The following is a 14,487-nucleotide window of genomic DNA, read 5'->3' as shown; positions in this document are numbered from 1 at the left end:
CTTCCCAATCCCCCCAAAACCCTGTATAGCCGCCCACAATTCACAACAGGACGCCGAAATCCTGCGGGCATCGGGATCATCCCGAAAGCCACGCCACGGCTTGGAGTATCGACCCATGAACATCATTCAGCAGCTCGACAAAGAGCATATCGAGAAGCTCGGCAAGACCATTCCGGACTTTCAGCCCGGCGACACCGTGATCGTCAACGTGAAGGTCAAGGAAGGCGAACGCAGCCGCGTGCAGGCCTATGAGGGCGTCTGCATCGCCCGCTCCGGCGCCGGCTTCCAGGAAAGCTTCACCGTCCGCAAGATTTCCTACGGCGAAGGCGTGGAGCGCGTGTTCCCGGTCTATTCGCCCAACATCGATTCCATCAAGGTCGTGCGCCGCGGTCTCGTGCGCCGCGCCAAGCTCTATTACCTGCGCGATCGCCGCGGCAAGTCGGCTCGTATCGCCGAGCGCGTCGAGCGGCAGCCGGCCAAGGGCGGCAAGGGCAAGGCCCCGGCAGCCGCCGAGTAATTTTTTCGCGCAAGCTCCTGCGAGATTGAAAAAAAGCGCGGTCACGGCCGCGCTTTTTTGCATTCGCGATCACGGCGCCGCTCAGAATTTTATTGCGCCGGAAAGCCGATCCGCTATGCGATGATGTCCCGGCTCGCCCTGCGCCGCCAAAACATCTTTTCGCGTTGGCGCAGAACCGCTAAAACCTGAGCACAGTGTCCTGCAACGCGTTGGAATGAGAATGATGGCCAAGCCCCGCACCATGTACGACAAAATCTTCGACGAACACGTCGTCGATCGGCAGGATGATGGGACGTGCCTTCTCTATATCGACCGCCATCTCGTCCACGAGGTCACGTCCCCGCAGGCTTTCGAAGGCCTCCGCCTTGCGGGCCGCACGGTCCGCCAGCCGGCAAAGACGCTGGCGGTGGTCGATCACAACGTGCCGACGACCGACCGGACGCACGGGATCGAAGATCCCGAATCCGCCATCCAGATCGAGACGCTGGCGCAGAATGCGCGCGATTTCGGCGTCGAATATTTCGACGAGCTCGACAAGCGCCAGGGCATCGTCCACGTGGTCGGTCCCGAACAGGGCTTCACCCTGCCGGGCATGACCATCGTTTGCGGCGACAGCCACACCTCCACGCATGGCGCCTTCGGCGCGCTGGCGCATGGCATCGGCACGTCGGAGGTCGAGCATGTGCTCGCGACCCAGACGCTGATCCAGCAGAAGGCGAAGAATTTTCGCGTCACCGTTGACGGCAAGCTGCCCGAGGGCGTCACCGCCAAGGACATCATCCTGTCCATCATCGGCGAAACCGGCACCGCGGGCGGCACCGGCCACGTGATGGAATATGCGGGCGAGGCCATCCGGGCGCTGTCGATGGAAGGCCGCATGACGGTCTGCAACATGGCGATCGAAGGCGGCGCCCGCGCCGGCATGATCGCGCCCGACGAAAAGACTTACGCTTATCTGAAGGACCGTCCCAAATCGCCGAAGGGCGAGGCTTGGGATGCGGCCGTGCGCTATTGGGAAACGCTGCGTTCCGATGATGACGCGGTCTTCGATACCGAGCTCCGGCTCGACGCGGCGAGCCTGCCGCCGATCGTCACCTGGGGCACCAGCCCCGAGGATGTGATCTCGGTTGCAGGCGCGGTTCCGGATCCCGACCAGATCCCGCAGGAGAACAAGCGCCTGTCGAAATGGCGCGCGCTCGAATATATGGGCCTGAAGCCCGGCACGAAAATCACCGATATCACGCTCGACCGGGTGTTCATCGGCTCCTGCACCAATGGCCGCATCGAGGATCTTCGGGTCGTTGCCAAAATGGTCGAGGGCAAACGCGTGCACGACGCCGTCAACGCCATGATCGTGCCCGGCTCCGGCATCGTGAAGATGCAGGCGGAGGCCGAAGGGCTCGACGCGATCTTCAAGGCCGCGGGCTTCGACTGGCGCGAACCCGGTTGCTCCATGTGCCTTGCCATGAATGCCGACCGCCTGGCACCGGGCGAGCGCTGCGCCTCCACCTCCAACCGCAACTTCGAGGGCCGTCAGGGCTTCAAGGGGCGCACGCATCTGGTGTCGCCCGCCATGGCGGCGGCGGCGGCGATCGCCGGACGGTTTGTGGATATCCGCACCCGGGGCTGAGGAAGAGTGCATCGTCCTTCGAGACACCGCTCCATCAGGGTAAAGGTTGCGGGGCAAGCTCCACTCGACCAAGGGGGCACGTCAGGAGGCTTCGATGAATGACCCGGAGCGGGAATCCCGCGAGGCGCTGGAGCGTGTGAAACGGGATTCGGAAACCCTTGGCTCGTCGTCCCTCAACCGTATGAGCCGCCGCATGACCGACCATCTTGCGGGGCGGGACGCCGTTGGCGCCGCCGAGGATGGCGGCACCGACCCGATCGAGCTCTGGGGCCGTCGGATCGGCCGCAGCCTTTCGGTGGTGGGATTCGTCGTCCTGGTTTATTGGCTCGCCGTGCAGCTCCGGCTGATCTGATCACGGCAGGCGGCATGACCGATATTGCGAAGTTGCAAGCACCGTCGCTGGCGGATTTCGAGCTCCTGGCGCATGCGGCCTATGAGGGCTTGCCGGAGGCGTTCCGCCAGCTCTGCGACGGCGTCGTAATCCGGGTCGAGGATTTCCCCGACGACGAGACCCTGACCGAGATGGAATGCGAAACGCCGTTCGACCTGCTCGGCCTGTTTCGTGGCGTCGGCCTCGCGCAAGGTGGCGACGTCATGCAGACGGGCCAGTTTCCCAACATGGTCTGGCTTTATCGCCGGCCGCTGCTGGATTACTGGGCCGAGCACGAGGAGACGCTGGGTCACCTCGTCACCCACGTGCTCGTGCATGAAATCGGCCACCATTTCGGCCTTTCCGACGACGACATGGAAGCCATCGAGGCGGCGGCTGGGTAGAGCACAGCGAGAAGGGAGGGATCTCGCAGATGAGATCTGAAATCAAGGCGCTCGACCCGAGCGACGTGGCGGCCATCAACGCGATCGCGGGGTTTCTCGCCCTGAGTGATTTTTCGTCGTCGGCCGGATGCTCGGGGCTACCAACCGAGACGGCCGATAGCATTATCCTTGCTGGAAACAGCGTGTTGCATACCGCTCAAACCGCATTCCGGCTGTTAAACGAGGATCGTTGTCGGAACCTCCTGATCTCGGGCGGCGTCGGGCACTCGACCCACCTGCTTTGCAACGAGGTGAGCGAGCACAAGACCTACAAAAAATATTCCCACTTCCGATCGAACCGAAGCCGCGATCCTAAGGGATATTGCCGTGGAGTTCTGGGACGTGGATCCTGCGCGCATCATCGTCGAACCGGATTCATCGAATTGTGGAGAGAACGCGAGTCTGTCGCGTCGCGCACTTGATGCACAGGGTCTGGAGCCGCAACGGATCCTGTTAATTCAGGATCCGACGATGCAGCGGCGCACCGATGCTGCTTTCCGGCACGTCTGGCGCGACCGGCCCTCGGTTCGCTTCCTAAATTGGCCCACTTTCACACCGCGCGTGAGAGAACAAGGTGATCGCCTTGTCTTCGATGTCGAGAATGTCGCGGGATTATGGGCAATGAACCGCTTCCTGTCCCTGCTGATGGGCGAAATTCCGCGGTTGCGAAACGATCCGCAGGGCTATGGACCCAAAGGCAGGGGATTTATCGTCGCGGTCGACATTCCAGAGGAAATCGAAGGAGCCTATCGGCGGCTCGCGACCGGAGTTTGCGAGAAGTTCGGCGCGCGAGCGCCAGCCTTGGGCGCATGAGGATTCCGTCGACGCTTACGATGTTGCCGGTTCTCGTGGACGCGATGCCCGCCCGGTGGTGTTCGGATGGTCGAGCGTCCCGTGCCCGACTCCATGTTCCGTGATCATGTCCGGCTGCCGGGCAAGCCCGATTGCGGGCGAGGTCCAGATCACCAGCGCCTGGGCGACAAACCCCGCCACCGCCAGCAGCAGGCAAGCTTCGGCGCCGAACAACCCGCCGATGAGCGCGGCCAATGCGGCTCCGAGCGGGCGCGCGCCTTGCGTGAGGACGCTCACGGCCGAGACGCGGCCGAGAAGATCGCGCGGCGTCACTGCCTGCCTCAGCGTGGTGGTGCTGATGACCCACAGGATCGGACCGATTCCGAACAGAAACAGGCTCAACCCGGCCAAGGTCGGCGTCGGGACCCAGATGGTCAGCGCCATGACGAGCGAGGCGACCAGGCCGGCGATGGGGCCGATGCCGATCACGATGCCGAAGGGCAGCCGCCCCATCACGCGTGGTGCCAGGAGCGCGCCCGTCACCATGCCGGCGCCGTAAAGGCCCAGCGTCAGGCCGATACCCGCAGCGCTCAGTCCGAGATGACGCACCGCGTAGGGCACGAATACCGTGAGAACGAGAAAAAACGCGGTGCTGAAGACGAACTGCGTCACCAGAACCGGCCTCAGGAGGGAATGGCGCGCCACGAACCTGACGCCCTCCATCATGTCGCGAAGCGGCTGGCGATGGGTCGGTGCCGGACGGGGCGGCTCACGCAGGCCGGCGAGCAGCACCACGGCGACGATCGAGAGCCCGGTGGCGGCTCCAAAAGCGGGACCGGCGCCCGCCCATCCGATGAGCATGCCCCCAAGGGCAGGCCCTCCGGTGAAGGCGAGCGTACGGGCGAGTTCGATGCGCGCATTGGCGGTCGGGAGGAAGGCGGAGGGCACGAGGCTCGGCACGAACGATGGCGTGGCGACGCTGTAGGCGACGGTCCCGCAGGCGGCGATCGAGCCGAGGAGCGCCAGAAGCGGCCACGTGATGAGGCCTGCCTGCACGAGCGCGACGATCGCCAGCAAGGCTGCCGCGCGCGACACCTCCGCCCACACCATCAATTTCGGCCGGGAAATCCGATCGGCCAGGAGGCCCGCCGGGATGGCAAACAAAAGATAAGGCAGCGTCAATGCCATCTGGAGCAGGCCGATCTCGCCCTCGTTCGCCCCGAGGGCGAGCACGGCGACGATGGCGGCCGCCGCAAGGGCGATCTGTTCGGCGGATTGGGCCGCAAGGTTGGACCAGGCAAGGCGGATGAAGGTCGAGGGCAGGCGCGCGGCGTCCGAGGTCATGTGAGCATTCCGGCAATGGCGGGTTTTCATTGTGGAAGAGCCGGGAGTCCGGGCGCTATCCGTTTCTTGCGATCGCTGTGTCAGGAGCGGTGCCAGATCCGCAGCGATCCGATCCGTGTAAAACCGCACCGAAGGGCCGCAGTGAGATCGGGCTCCTGTTCGTAGCCGACCAGAGGCAGGCCGGGAAATGCCTCTGCGGCGCGCGCGACGAGGCTCCTCCAGACGATCTCGATCTCGATCTCACGGGCAAACAGATTGGAGAGGCCGACCACGCCGGCTCCTTTGTTCAAGACGCCGCCGCCAACGAGGCGTTCTTCCGAGATGATGGCCACGAAGATGATGCCGGGCTCCGACAGAAGGGAAGGTTTGAAGATGCGCCCGTCGCGCTCGCTTTCACCCTTCCAGGCGCATTCCCAGGCTGCCAATTCCGGTTCGTTGCGCATATCGGCGAGGCGGCAATCGGCCGGCAAGGGCGCGAACTCGGGGGCAGGCTTCAGTCCGATCCAGGCGGCATCGAACAAGGGCCGGAACCCGAGTACGCGCAGATCAAGGCTCGAAAAACTGTCCTTGACCGCCCAGCCTCCGTCGCGAGGAAGCTCTACGAGGGCGGACAGCGCGCGCCATTGCTCCGGAACAGCACTGGCACCGGCGAGCGTCACCGCGTCGGGATAGAACGGGGGCGTTCCCGACCGGTTGAACCAGAGCGTATCGTGGAACTCGCCGGGACGTCCATGAGCGCGGCAGACGGCATCGCACCAAAGCGCATTGTTGCGAGCTGCGAGCTCCACCGATGGGTGCGTCATGTGGTTCCTCGAGCGCGGCCCGTCGGCTACGGCAGCAACAGATAGGTCGTCGGATTATCCGGGCAGACATTGCCGCCGCATTCGACGAAGACGTTGAGCGCATTGACTGCAATCACCGCGACGACGAGCCAAAATGCGCCTTTCTCGAAAGGTCCGAGAATCGGCCTCTCGCGGCTGTCGAACTGCCGGTCGGACAAAAGCACCACGGCGATCAGTACGATCGCGACGACGAAACACACGAGCGCCCACGTGTAATAATGATAGCCGAAGATCGCCGAGCCATAGCCGGGATCGCCCGGCATGATGTGAAGCAGCACCTGGCGCATCGCAATTCCGGCGCCCATGACGGCAGCAATCAGCGAAAGCGCGTAATGGCTGGCCCGCGGCCCATAGCGCAGGTTGAGCACCGGCCCCATGGCGAGCGCCGCGAAAGCGACGCGCTGCAGCAGGCAGAGCGGACAGGGAAGTTCGTGCAGCATGAACTGGAACACGAAGGCGGCGAGCAGGAGCAGCGCGATGGCATAAAGGCCGAGCGCATTCAGGGTCACGGCGGAGCGCGGCGTCAGCATGTTCCCCAGGGCCTCAGAACGAGAGATTCAGCGTGTCGGTGGCGTGGTGCAGGTAATCCGCGACCGTGAGCACGACAGCGAGGCAGAAGAGCCCGATGGCCATTCGGCGCAAGCCTATCCAGGCGACCAGCATGGCGGCGCCGAACAACAGAAAGAGTGCCAGTTGATCCATGATGTCCCCCCGGAATCTTGTCTCGTGTAGCACGTTTTTCCGCAAGGGCAGTACCACAGGAGCTTCACCCCAAGCCTCACCTGAGGAGGGCGAAGCCCGCCTCGAAGGGCGGGGCGTTTCCAGGGATTACTGGAGGATCCTTCGAGACGCCGCTTTGCGGCTCCTCAGGACGAGGTGGGGAGTCCAAGAGATGAGGCGAGGAGTGCAAGCGCCGCATCCGACTCGTTTCATCAAACACTAGTGCTCGGCGGAAGGCTTTGATAAGACGCTTCGCGCGGCAGGTTGCGCATCGGTTTGAGGATGTAGGGCGATGGACAAATTTACTGTGCTGGAGAGCGTCGCGGCGCCGATGCGGATCATCAATGTCGATACCGACATGATCATTCCCAAGCAGTACCTGAAGACCATCAAGCGCACCGGCCTCGGCGTCGGTCTTTTCTCCGAAATGCGCTACCGGGACGACGGCTCCGAGAATCCCGATTTCGTGCTCAACCAGCCGGCTTATCGCAAGGCCGAGATTCTGGTGGCGGGCGATAATTTCGGATGCGGCTCGTCGCGCGAGCATGCGCCCTGGGCCCTGCTCGATTTCGGGATCCGCTGCGTGATCTCGACCGGCTTCGCCGACATTTTCTACAATAACTGCTTCCAGAACGGCATTCTGCCCATCGTGGTCTCGCCCGAGGATCTCGAGAAGCTGTTCGACGACGCCGAGCGCGGCGCCAACGCGACCCTGACGGTCGATCTGGAAAAACAGGAAATTCGCGGGCCGGATGGCGGTTCGGTGACGTTCGATATCGATCCGTTCCGCAAGCACTGCCTGCTCAACGGTCTCGACGGCATCGGCCTCACGATGCAGAAGGGCGTCGCCATCGACACGTTCGAGAACAAGCTGAACGAGCGCGCCTGGGTCTGAGGAGAAAGCCCGGCCTGACGACGAAGCGGTTCGATTTTTCGGGCTTTGCCCAATATTAACCAAATTGGTCGCACAATCGGGAGCATGATTCGTCATCTTGCTCTCGCTGTCCTTGCGATGACTGGTGTGGCTGCGGCGTTGCCGGCATCCGCCCAGGCCGATTTCCGTTCCTGCCTCTCCGGACTGCGCAGCCAGGCGGCCGCGAAGGGCATCTCGGGACAGGCCTTCGATACCGCCACCCGCGGCATCCAGCCCGATCTCAAGATCCTCGAACTCATGAACAGCCAGCCGGAGTTCAAGACCGAGATCTGGGATTATCTCTCGGCCCTCGTCGACGACCAGCGCGTGCAGGACGGCGCCGGCGCCATGCGGCAATGGGGCAAGGCCCTGGCCAATGCGGAGGCGCGCTTTGGAGTCGATCGCTACGTGATCGCCGGCGTCTGGGGCGTCGAGTCGGATTTCGGCAAGAATTTCGGTGACCGCCCGCTGGTGCAATCGCTCGCGACGCTCTCCTGCTACGCGCCGCGCCGTCAGGCCTATTTTACCGGCGAGTTGATGGCGACGCTGAAGATCGTGCAGGACGGCGATATCGATCCGGGTCTGCTGCAAGGGTCCTGGGCCGGCGCCTTCGGCCACACCCAGTTCATGCCCTCGACCTTCCAGCGCCTCGCGGTCGATGGCGACGGCGACGGCCGCCGCGATGTGGTCAGCTCCGTGCCGGACGCCGTCGCGTCGACAGCGAATTTCCTGAAGAAGGCCGGTTGGACCAACGGTCTGCCATGGGGCTACGAGGTGCGCCTGCCGTCGGATTTCAGCGCATCGCTCGCCGGCCGCAAAAAAAAGCGGGCGCTCTCATCCTGGGCCGCCATGGGCGTGACCCGCGTCGACGGACGCCCCCTCTCGGGCGATTACGCGGCGGCGGTGCTCATCCCGGCGGGCCTGAACGGGCCCGCCTTCATCGTCACCAAGAATTTCGACGCGGTCTATTCCTATAACGCCGCCGAATCCTACGGCCTCGCCATCGCGCTCCTGGGCGATCGGCTCAAGGGCCTGCCGGGCATCCGCACCGCCTGGCCCACCGACGACCCGCCCCTGTCGCGCGCCGAGCGCCGCGAGTTGCAGCGGCTTCTCACCGCCCGCGGCTACGATGTGGGCGAGCCCGACGGCAAGGTCGGCTCCAAGACTCGCGAGGCCATCAAGGATATCGAACGCCGCATCGGCCTCGAGCAGCGCGGCCGGCCGGGCGGCAAGGTGCTGGAGGCGCTGCGGAGCTGATCGCCCCGGAGTACCCTTTGCCCAACCACAAAGCCTTGCCAAGCATGGGCCCTCGCGCCTAAACCCCTGTCGTCATGGTCGGGCCCGTCCCGACCATCCATGTCTTTGGCGCCATGCGATGGCGCATCCGCGATCAGGGAAATCTTATCATGGCAACGCACAAGCTTCTCCTTCTCCCCGGCGACGGGATCGGTCCCGAGGTCATGCGCGAGGTCGAGAAGATCGTGAGCTGGTTCCGCAAAAGCGGCATCGGTTTCGAGACCGAGACGGATCTCGTCGGCGGCGCGGCCTATGATGCCCACAAGGTTGCGGTGACCGACGCCGCCATGCAGCGCGCGCAGGATGCGGACGCGGTCCTGTTCGGCGCGGTCGGCGGGCCGAAATGGGATGCGGTGCCCTACAACGTGCGGCCCGAGGCTGGCCTGCTGCGCCTGCGCAAGGATCTCGGTCTGTTCGCCAATATCCGCCCGGCGATATGCTATCCGGCGCTGGCCGATGCCTCGTCGCTCAAGCGCGAGATCGTCGAAGGGCTCGACATCGTGATCGTGCGCGAACTCACCGGCGGCGTCTATTTCGGCGAGCCGAAGGAACTGGTGACGCTGGAAGACGGTTCGCAGCGCGCGGTCGATACGCAGGTCTATACCACGGGCGAGATCGAGCGCATCACGCGGGTCGCATTCGAGATGGCGAAGACCCGCCGCAACAAGGTCTCGTCGGCCGAGAAAAGCAACGTCATGAAGACGGGCGTGCTCTGGCGACAGGTGGTGTCGAAAATCCACAAAGCCGAATACGCCGATGTCGAACTCGAGCATGTGCTGGCCGACAACGCCGCCATGCAGCTCGTGCGCAACCCGAAGCAATTCGACGTCATCGTCACCGATAACCTGTTTGGCGACATCCTGTCGGATATCGGCGCGATGCTGACCGGCTCGCTCGGGATGCTGCCGTCAGCCTCGCTCGGCGCCGAGGACCCCAAGACCGGCAAGCGCAAGGCGCTCTATGAGCCCGTCCACGGCTCCGCGCCCGACATTGCCGGCAAGGGCCTGGCCAATCCCATCGCGATGATCGGCTCGTTCGGGATGGCTTTGCGCTATTCGTTCGGCCTCATCGAGGAAGCGGACCGCCTCGACAAGGCGATCGCCAACGTGCTGGCCTCGGGCACGCGCACAAAAGATATCGCGGCTCCCGGCGCGAATGCGGTCGGCACGCAGGATGTGGGCGACGCGATCGTCCGCGAACTGGAGACGCTCCGATAGGAGCGTCAGGGCTACGAAATCGCACTCGCGGCCCTGCTCGTCGCTACCTGACCGAACCAGTCGATTCCACCTCGAAGGGAATCGGCGGGAAGGGATTGCGCGCGCCGACGAACGGGCCGCCGATCGGATCGGGCAGAACGCTCGCTCCGCCGAGACGTTCGTTGTTGTTCCAGGGCGGCGACGATACGATCGACATCTGTCCGGACGTCACGTAGCGATTCATGGACCCGACGGGGGCCACGTTGCCCGGATCGAGGAACGAGCGGGGCTGCACCCGCAGCACGAGCGGGCGGTCCTGCGCCTCGGCCGCGACCGAGAGGGCGGAACACACGGCGAGGGAAGCCACCGTAGTGAGAGCAAGGCGTCGCATGGTTCAAACTCCAGCGCCAGTTGCTGTCGCGAGGGGCCGGATGCCTCCCGAAAGACAGCGGAGTATCGGGACAAAACGGCTTCGCTTAAATTGTTCCGCCGCCACACGTCGCGCTGCCAAAAGGACATGTGACCGATGACAGACCTTCCGCACCCCCTTCTTCGACCCCACGGCAAGGACCGCCTCGCGGTTCTGGGCGAGACGCCGCTGGTTGCTGAGACACCGGAAGACCTGCTCGACGACGAGACGACGCCGGCCGCCCGCTTCTTCATCCGCAATAACGGCCTGCTCCCTCAGCCCGCCGGGGACGCCGAGTCCTGGACCTTCGTCATCGACGGCGAAGTCGAACAGGCGCTTCGTCTCAGCGTGGCCGATCTCAAGAACCGGTTCGAGACCAAGACCTTCCGGATGGTGCTGGAATGCGGCGGCAACGGGCGTTCGTTCTTCGCGCCGCAGGCGGAGGGCAATCCATGGACCAATGGCGGCGTCGGTTGCGCCGAATGGACAGGAATATCGCTTGCCGACGTGCTGACGGCGGCAGGCCTCAAGGCGAGCGCTTCGCACACCGCGCATTACGGCGCCGATCCGGACAAGCACGGCGATGCCGGCAAGCCTTCCATCTCCCGCGGCATGCCCTTGGCCAAGGCCCTGGACGAGCACACGTTGCTGGCATTCGCGATGAACGGCGAGGCGCTGCCGTTTCTGCATGGCGGTCCCTTGCGGCTGGTTGTTCCCGGCTGGCCGGGCTCGCTCAGCCAGAAATGGCTCACCCGCATCTGGATCCGCGACCGCGAACATGACGGGCCGGGCATGACCGGCCTGTCCTACCGCGTCCCCGTTCAGCCGGTCGCGCCGGGCGAGGAGGTCGGCGACATCCCGTCGCAAATTCTCGAATCGATGCCGGTCCGCAGCATCGTGTCCTGCCCGGCCGACGGCGCCGTGTACTCTGCGGGCACACGCTTGCTCGATCTTCGCGGCGCCGCCTGGGCCGGCGACGACGGCGTCAGCAAGGTCGAGGTCACCGTCGATGGCGGCGCGACCTGGATCGCCGCGACACTTACGCCGCCCCGCAACCGTTATGACTGGACGCGGTGGCGCGCCGACCTGCCGCTGGCGAGCGATGGTTTTTATGAGGTTCATGTCCGCGCGACGGATACGCGAGGGCGGTCGCAACCCTTCCGCGCCGCCAATTGGAACCCCAACGGCTATGGCTGCAACGTGATGCATCGGGTGGCGGTCAGGGTTGGCTAGGCGCCAGATCCGGCGAGCGGCCAGCGCTTGACCTTGCCATCGTGGGAAGGATTACACCCTCGCCATGGCACGCGGGGTCGCTGATCCCACCCGCTCGATCCAAAGGAGACAGCTGATGAAAACCCGATCTCTCGCCCTCGCCTTCGCCTTTGCGACCTTTCCCACGCTGGCCCTCGCGCAGGGTGCCGCTTCCGGCGGACATTCCGGTCACGCCGCTTCCGCAGTGACTGCATCCGACACGGCGGCCACCAAGGCCTACCGCGCGGCGAACGCCAAGATGCATCGCGCCATGGACATCCCGTTCTCGGGCGACGCGGATGCCGATTTCGTGCGCGGCATGATCCCCCATCACCAAGGTGCCATCGACATGGCGAAGGTCGCTCTGCAGCACGGCAAGGACGAGCAGATCAACAAATGGGCCGCCGACATTATTCGCGAGCAGGAGCGCGAAATTTCCGAGATGCGGGACTGGCTCAAGAAACGCGGGCTGTGAGACAACGGATGACGGTCGAATGCGCTTCTAGCGGGCGAATGTCCGCCCGCTAGGCGCTTTGGAAGCCTTCGCGCCGATCGAGGCCGTCCGCGCATTGGTGGCGCATTCTTCCGGCGGCGCGCGCCCGGCGCGGGCGAAAAGAGCCGTCAAGGCGGGGTCGCTCGCGCCCGACAGCGTCACCCCGTCGATGAAACAGGCGAGGCGATGGATATCGACGGTATCCGAGCCGCAAAGCCAACCCTGGAATCCGAAGGCCGCCTCGCCATCGTGGAAACGGAAGGCCTGGCAATTCTGCTCGCTCGATCCGGCGAGCGTGACGGCGGCGCTCTCGACCGGGCCGAATTTTGTCGGCAGCATGGCCGTCTGGGCGTTGCGCTCGACCGAGAGGCCTGCTTCTGCCGCGCGGCGCACGATGTCCACGTAGAAGCTGCGTGGCGTCGGCGGAATGCCGTGGCTGAAAACGACACGGACGTAACGCTGCTCCCCCAACGCGCCGACGATCAGCGTATCCTCGCGACCACCGCCGGAATGCTGGCGCGCCTCGGCGATCACCGGATCCAGGGTCTTGTCGAGGCCATAGGCCGTCCGGGCGGGAACCAGGGGAGCCCAGGCCGGCGGCGGCGCGACCAGGATTGTGGCTGGGATTGCTGTCTGCCCGCCCGATCGCTGCTCGGCCAGATCCTGCTGCGCCAGATAGGCAAGCGCCGCGATGCACAGGCCCGAGAACAGCGTCATGCGCAGCCAGGGCAGACGGCGACGCGCACGGGACAGCGGCCGTTCGTCCCTCAGGTCGAACACGTCGTCCTCATCCTCGTCGGCATAGATCGCTCGCATGCCACCCCTGCTCGAACGCGCCCGTCGCGTCGGAACCCATGTTCTACCGTATCATCGGCGCAGGATCGAAGGCTTTTACCCGGCAGCGTGAATCAGTCGTTACCGGGCCGTCCTGAAGAGATCGCTTGACAGGATGCCCGCCTTTGATGTGTTTCTGCCGGACCGGGCTTGAAGCGAGCCCCGGATGGACGCTGGCAATGACGGCTCTCAAACACACGACGAGCAAAACCAAAACCGTCATGGCGGCCGCCAAAACGGCCGCGACGGCTGTGAAAACGGCCGCCTGAGCCTCGTCGTCCCCGGTCCTCTCTCCCCACGGGGCGAGAGGCGATACCCGATCAGGGTTCCGCTATTTCCGGGGAGACACAACAGGAGAAGTTCAATGGGTTACAAGGTCGCCGTAGTCGGCGCGACGGGCAATGTGGGTCGTGAGCTCCTCAACATACTCGCCGAGCGCGCTTTCCCCGCCGATGAGGTCGTGGCTTTGGCCTCGCGCCGCAGCCAGGGCACCGAATTGTCCTTCGGCGACAAGACGCTGAAGACCAAGACGCTCGACCTGTACGACTTTTCCGATGTGGATCTGGTGCTCATGTCGGCGGGCGGCGAAATCTCGAAGGAATGGTCGCCGAAGATCGCCGCCCAGGGCGCGGTGGTGATCGATAACTCGTCCGCCTGGCGCTACGATTCGGATGTGCCGCTGGTGGTGCCGGAAGTGAATGCCGAGGCCGTGCGCGGCATGAAGAAAGGCATCATCGCCAATCCCAATTGTTCGACCGCGCAGCTCGTGGTGGCGCTGAAGCCCCTGCACGATCACGCCACGATCAAGCGCGTGGTGGTGGATACCTACCAATCCGTGTCGGGCGCCGGCAAGGACGGCATGGACGAACTCGATCGGCAGACCAAGGCGCTCTATTCGCTGCAGGACATCAAGGAAGAGAAGTTTCCGAAGCGCATCGCTTTCAACGTGATCCCCCACATCGACGTGTTCATGGAGGATGGCTACACGAAGGAAGAGTGGAAGATGATGGCGGAGACGAAAAAGATCCTCGATCCCAAGATCAAGCTCACTGCCACTTGCGTGCGCGTTCCGGTCTTCATCGGTCATTCGGAAGCCGTCAACGTGGAATTCGAGAATCCGATTTCAGCCGAGGAGGCGCGCACCATCCTGCGCTCCGCTCCCGGCGTCGTCGTGATCGACCGGCGCGAAGCCGGCGGCTACATGACGCCGCACGAGGCTGCGGGCGAAGACGCCACTTACGTGTCGCGCATCCGCGAGGACATCACGGTCGAGAACGGCCTGTCGTTCTGGTGCGTCTCCGACAACCTGCGCAAGGGCGCGGCTTTGAACGCGGTGCAGATCGCCGAAGCGCTGGTGAACCGCGGCTTGCTGCCGGGCAAGAAGCGCGCCGCCTGACATTCCACCGATCGCAGACAAAAAACCCCGCTGGCGACAGC

17 protein-coding genes are annotated in these 14,487 nt (G+C 64.4%); 11 read left to right on the top strand and 6 right to left on the bottom strand.

Going from position 1 to position 14,487, the window contains the following annotated elements; all coding sequences use genetic code 11:
- Positions 1-115 precede the first annotated feature (115 nt).
- From rplS to FEZ63_RS14385, 5 genes are all read left to right on the top strand, one after another.
- On the top strand, positions 116-517 hold the full coding sequence (rplS, locus tag FEZ63_RS14405) for a 50S ribosomal protein L19 (RefSeq protein ID WP_150945601.1): 402 nt from the start codon (positions 116-118) through the stop codon (positions 515-517).
- Between the two features lie 223 nt (positions 518-740).
- On the top strand, positions 741-2,147 hold the full coding sequence (gene leuC / locus FEZ63_RS14400) for a 3-isopropylmalate dehydratase large subunit (protein ID WP_150945631.1): 1,407 nt from the start codon (positions 741-743) through the stop codon (positions 2,145-2,147).
- A 94-nt stretch (positions 2,148-2,241) separates the two neighbouring features.
- Positions 2,242-2,499, top strand: coding sequence for a hypothetical protein (locus FEZ63_RS14395; protein WP_150945600.1), 258 nt, complete (start codon positions 2,242-2,244; stop codon positions 2,497-2,499).
- Between the two features lie 14 nt (positions 2,500-2,513).
- Complete coding sequence (locus FEZ63_RS14390) at positions 2,514-2,921, top strand: metallopeptidase family protein (RefSeq protein ID WP_150945598.1); 408 nt, start codon at positions 2,514-2,516, stop codon at positions 2,919-2,921.
- Between the two features lie 318 nt (positions 2,922-3,239).
- Positions 3,240-3,773 carry a YdcF family protein gene (locus tag FEZ63_RS14385; RefSeq protein WP_150945595.1) on the top strand — a complete coding sequence of 178 codons (534 nt, stop codon included), beginning with the start codon at positions 3,240-3,242 and terminating at the stop codon, positions 3,771-3,773.
- A gap of 15 nt (positions 3,774-3,788) precedes the next feature.
- On the opposite strand, the gene FEZ63_RS14380 is transcribed toward FEZ63_RS14385, so the two are convergent.
- The 4 genes from FEZ63_RS14380 to FEZ63_RS25195 form a co-directional block, all read right to left on the bottom strand.
- Positions 3,789-5,096: an MFS transporter gene (locus FEZ63_RS14380; protein ID WP_150945593.1), complete on the bottom strand. Its 1,308-nt coding sequence runs from the start codon at positions 5,094-5,096 to the stop codon at positions 3,789-3,791.
- Between the two features lie 80 nt (positions 5,097-5,176).
- A complete protein-coding gene (locus FEZ63_RS14375) occupies positions 5,177-5,899 on the bottom strand; it encodes a hypothetical protein (protein WP_150945591.1) in 723 nt (240 codons plus the stop codon).
- 26 nt (positions 5,900-5,925) lie between these two features.
- Positions 5,926-6,468 (bottom strand): disulfide bond formation protein B, encoded by a 543-nt coding sequence (locus FEZ63_RS14370; RefSeq protein WP_150945589.1) that lies wholly within the window; start codon positions 6,466-6,468, stop codon positions 5,926-5,928.
- 13 nt (positions 6,469-6,481) lie between these two features.
- On the bottom strand, positions 6,482-6,640 hold the full coding sequence (locus FEZ63_RS25195) for a DUF5993 family protein (protein ID WP_201274175.1): 159 nt from the start codon (positions 6,638-6,640) through the stop codon (positions 6,482-6,484).
- A 310-nt stretch (positions 6,641-6,950) separates the two neighbouring features.
- On the opposite strand from FEZ63_RS25195, the gene leuD reads away from it, so the two are divergent.
- The 3 genes from leuD to leuB all read left to right on the top strand — a co-directional run bounded on the left by leuD (position 6,951) and on the right by leuB (position 10,084).
- Positions 6,951-7,553, top strand: a complete 603-nt coding sequence (leuD, locus tag FEZ63_RS14365) for a 3-isopropylmalate dehydratase small subunit (protein WP_150945587.1) — start codon at positions 6,951-6,953, stop codon at positions 7,551-7,553.
- Between the two features lie 84 nt (positions 7,554-7,637).
- Positions 7,638-8,828 carry a lytic murein transglycosylase gene (locus FEZ63_RS14360; protein ID WP_150945584.1) on the top strand — a complete coding sequence of 397 codons (1,191 nt, stop codon included), beginning with the start codon at positions 7,638-7,640 and terminating at the stop codon, positions 8,826-8,828.
- 149 nt (positions 8,829-8,977) lie between these two features.
- On the top strand, positions 8,978-10,084 hold the full coding sequence (gene leuB / locus FEZ63_RS14355; RefSeq protein ID WP_150945582.1) for a 3-isopropylmalate dehydrogenase: 1,107 nt from the start codon (positions 8,978-8,980) through the stop codon (positions 10,082-10,084).
- A 43-nt stretch (positions 10,085-10,127) separates the two neighbouring features.
- Here leuB and FEZ63_RS14350 read toward each other — a convergent pair whose 3' ends face one another.
- On the bottom strand, positions 10,128-10,454 hold the full coding sequence (locus FEZ63_RS14350; protein ID WP_150945580.1) for a hypothetical protein: 327 nt from the start codon (positions 10,452-10,454) through the stop codon (positions 10,128-10,130).
- Between the two features lie 135 nt (positions 10,455-10,589).
- Between FEZ63_RS14350 and FEZ63_RS14345 the strand changes: the two genes are divergently transcribed.
- The gene (locus tag FEZ63_RS14345) at positions 10,590-11,705 is read left to right on the top strand and encodes a sulfite oxidase (RefSeq protein ID WP_150945578.1); all 1,116 of its coding nucleotides are present in this window, start codon (positions 10,590-10,592) and stop codon (positions 11,703-11,705) included.
- A gap of 115 nt (positions 11,706-11,820) precedes the next feature.
- Positions 11,821-12,198: a CopM family metallochaperone gene (copM, locus tag FEZ63_RS14340; protein WP_150945577.1), complete on the top strand. Its 378-nt coding sequence runs from the start codon at positions 11,821-11,823 to the stop codon at positions 12,196-12,198.
- 27 nt (positions 12,199-12,225) lie between these two features.
- Here the strand turns inward: copM and FEZ63_RS14335 are convergent, their stop codons facing one another.
- On the bottom strand, positions 12,226-13,032 hold the full coding sequence (locus FEZ63_RS14335) for a hypothetical protein (protein WP_150945575.1): 807 nt from the start codon (positions 13,030-13,032) through the stop codon (positions 12,226-12,228).
- A 382-nt stretch (positions 13,033-13,414) separates the two neighbouring features.
- Between FEZ63_RS14335 and FEZ63_RS14330 the strand changes: the two genes are divergently transcribed.
- Positions 13,415-14,446, top strand: a complete 1,032-nt coding sequence (locus FEZ63_RS14330; protein WP_150945572.1) for an aspartate-semialdehyde dehydrogenase — start codon at positions 13,415-13,417, stop codon at positions 14,444-14,446.
- The last annotated feature ends 41 nt before the right edge of the window (positions 14,447-14,487 follow it).

It is taken from the genome of Microvirga brassicacearum, assembly GCF_008757455.1.
Classification (GTDB): Bacteria; Pseudomonadota; Alphaproteobacteria; order Rhizobiales; family Beijerinckiaceae; genus Microvirga; species Microvirga brassicacearum.
Note: the sequence above shows the minus strand (reverse complement) of the source record. Positions and strands in the feature narration are given on the sequence as shown.

What these genes read in the sequence shown, in the direction of transcription:
- FEZ63_RS14335 (WP_150945575.1), bottom strand. Translation starts at nt 13,032, where the DNA reads ATGCGAGCGATCTATGCCGACGAGGATGAGGACGACGTGTTCGACCTG.
- FEZ63_RS14370 (WP_150945589.1), bottom strand. Translation starts at nt 6,468, where the DNA reads ATGCTGACGCCGCGCTCCGCCGTGACCCTGAATGCGCTCGGCCTTTAT.
- leuD (WP_150945587.1), top strand. Translation starts at nt 6,951, where the DNA reads ATGGACAAATTTACTGTGCTGGAGAGCGTCGCGGCGCCGATGCGGATC.
- FEZ63_RS14360 (WP_150945584.1), top strand. Translation starts at nt 7,638, where the DNA reads ATGATTCGTCATCTTGCTCTCGCTGTCCTTGCGATGACTGGTGTGGCT.
- leuB (WP_150945582.1), top strand. Translation starts at nt 8,978, where the DNA reads ATGGCAACGCACAAGCTTCTCCTTCTCCCCGGCGACGGGATCGGTCCC.
- FEZ63_RS14350 (WP_150945580.1), bottom strand. Translation starts at nt 10,454, where the DNA reads ATGCGACGCCTTGCTCTCACTACGGTGGCTTCCCTCGCCGTGTGTTCC.
- FEZ63_RS14390 (WP_150945598.1), top strand. Translation starts at nt 2,514, where the DNA reads ATGACCGATATTGCGAAGTTGCAAGCACCGTCGCTGGCGGATTTCGAG.
- FEZ63_RS14380 (WP_150945593.1), bottom strand. Translation starts at nt 5,096, where the DNA reads ATGACCTCGGACGCCGCGCGCCTGCCCTCGACCTTCATCCGCCTTGCC.
- FEZ63_RS14345 (WP_150945578.1), top strand. Translation starts at nt 10,590, where the DNA reads ATGACAGACCTTCCGCACCCCCTTCTTCGACCCCACGGCAAGGACCGC.
- leuC (WP_150945631.1), top strand. Translation starts at nt 741, where the DNA reads ATGGCCAAGCCCCGCACCATGTACGACAAAATCTTCGACGAACACGTC.
- FEZ63_RS25195 (WP_201274175.1), bottom strand. Translation starts at nt 6,640, where the DNA reads ATGGATCAACTGGCACTCTTTCTGTTGTTCGGCGCCGCCATGCTGGTC.
- rplS (WP_150945601.1), top strand. Translation starts at nt 116, where the DNA reads ATGAACATCATTCAGCAGCTCGACAAAGAGCATATCGAGAAGCTCGGC.
- FEZ63_RS14375 (WP_150945591.1), bottom strand. Translation starts at nt 5,899, where the DNA reads ATGACGCACCCATCGGTGGAGCTCGCAGCTCGCAACAATGCGCTTTGG.
- FEZ63_RS14395 (WP_150945600.1), top strand. Translation starts at nt 2,242, where the DNA reads ATGAATGACCCGGAGCGGGAATCCCGCGAGGCGCTGGAGCGTGTGAAA.
- copM (WP_150945577.1), top strand. Translation starts at nt 11,821, where the DNA reads ATGAAAACCCGATCTCTCGCCCTCGCCTTCGCCTTTGCGACCTTTCCC.
- FEZ63_RS14330 (WP_150945572.1), top strand. Translation starts at nt 13,415, where the DNA reads ATGGGTTACAAGGTCGCCGTAGTCGGCGCGACGGGCAATGTGGGTCGT.